The following is a 1,132-nucleotide window of genomic DNA, read 5'->3' as shown; positions in this document are numbered from 1 at the left end:
AGAGTCTACAGAGTCTACAGAGTCTACAGAGTCTACAGAGTCTACAGAGTCTACAGAGTCTACAGAGTCTACAGAGTCTACAGAGTCTACAGAGTCTACAGAGTCTACAGAGTCTACAGAGTCTACAGAGTCTACGCAGGGCACCCCGGCGGTTTTGACTTTGGATTTGCAAGACTTGCTCAAAGATTTGCCCATCGATTCCAAGATTTTAGAAAATAAGGTGTTGCGCATCCAAATTGTGGATAAAGTCTAGGGCGTGGATGCTTATAGGATTTTGGTGGTAGCTGGACCCAGTGGGGCGGGCAAGAGCACCTTGGTAAAGCATTTGATGGCGCATTTCTCCGATTTGTATTTTTCTATTTCCACCACCACACGCCCCCCGCGCCCAGGGGAGCTCTCAGGACAACATTACCATTTTGTGAGTCAAGAGGCGTTTTTGGAGGGGATTGATCGAGGGCAGTTTTTGGAGTGGGCGCGTGTGCATGGGCATTACTATGGCACATCCTTACTCCCCGTGCAACAAGCCCTAGAGGCGCATAAACTTGTCTTGTTTGACATTGATATACAAGGTCATGAGAGCTTAAAGCGCATCTACCCTAAAGCCACTTCAGTTTTTATCACTACCAAGAGCGCGCAGGTGTTGCAGGCGCGCTTGAAGCAACGCGCCACAGACAGCCCAGAGGTGATCGCCCAAAGACTAGCCAACGCTTACGCCGAATTGCAAGCCTTGGATCAATTTGACTATGTGTTGATCAATGATGATTTAGAGCAGGCTAAAGAGCGCATTGTATGGATAGCTAAGACATTGAGTTACAAACAACAGATGTATCCCAAAGAGAGTTTATGCATGGCTTGGAAAGGGGAGTTTAAGTTTTAAGGGCATCTGTAGTAACATGCGCCCTATTAAACCCTAAAGGATTGAACATGGGCGGTTTTACAAGTGTGTGGCACTGGCTGATTGTGCTCTTTGTCATTGTGCTGTTATTTGGGGCTAAGAAGATCCCTGAGTTAGCCAAGGGGTTGGGGAGTGGCATTAAAAACTTCAAAAAGGCGATCAAGGAGGACGAAGAGGAGGGCAAGGACCCCAAGGTGGTGCAAGCCCAAACCCCACCTCCCCCCCCACCCCCCCCAA

2 protein-coding genes and 1 pseudogene are annotated in these 1,132 nt (G+C 48.5%); all 3 read left to right on the top strand.

Annotated elements, in window-relative coordinates; translation table 11 throughout:
• Positions 1 to 253: pseudogene (locus EAO33_RS09205) on the top strand (hypothetical protein); the annotation flags it as partial.
• Between the two features lie 3 nt (positions 254 to 256).
• Positions 257 to 877, top strand: coding sequence for a guanylate kinase (gmk, locus tag EAO33_RS08840; RefSeq protein WP_120946414.1), 621 nt, complete (start codon positions 257 to 259; stop codon positions 875 to 877).
• A gap of 47 nt (positions 878 to 924) precedes the next feature.
• Positions 925 to 1,132 (top strand): twin-arginine translocase TatA/TatE family subunit (locus EAO33_RS08835; RefSeq protein ID WP_120946412.1); only part of this gene is annotated, 208 nt, incomplete at its 3' end.

The organism is Helicobacter labacensis (assembly GCF_003660285.1).
Lineage (GTDB): Bacteria > Campylobacterota > Campylobacteria > Campylobacterales > Helicobacteraceae > Helicobacter > Helicobacter labacensis.
The sequence above is the reverse complement of the archived record's forward strand: the minus strand, read 5'-3'. Positions and strand labels throughout refer to the sequence as shown.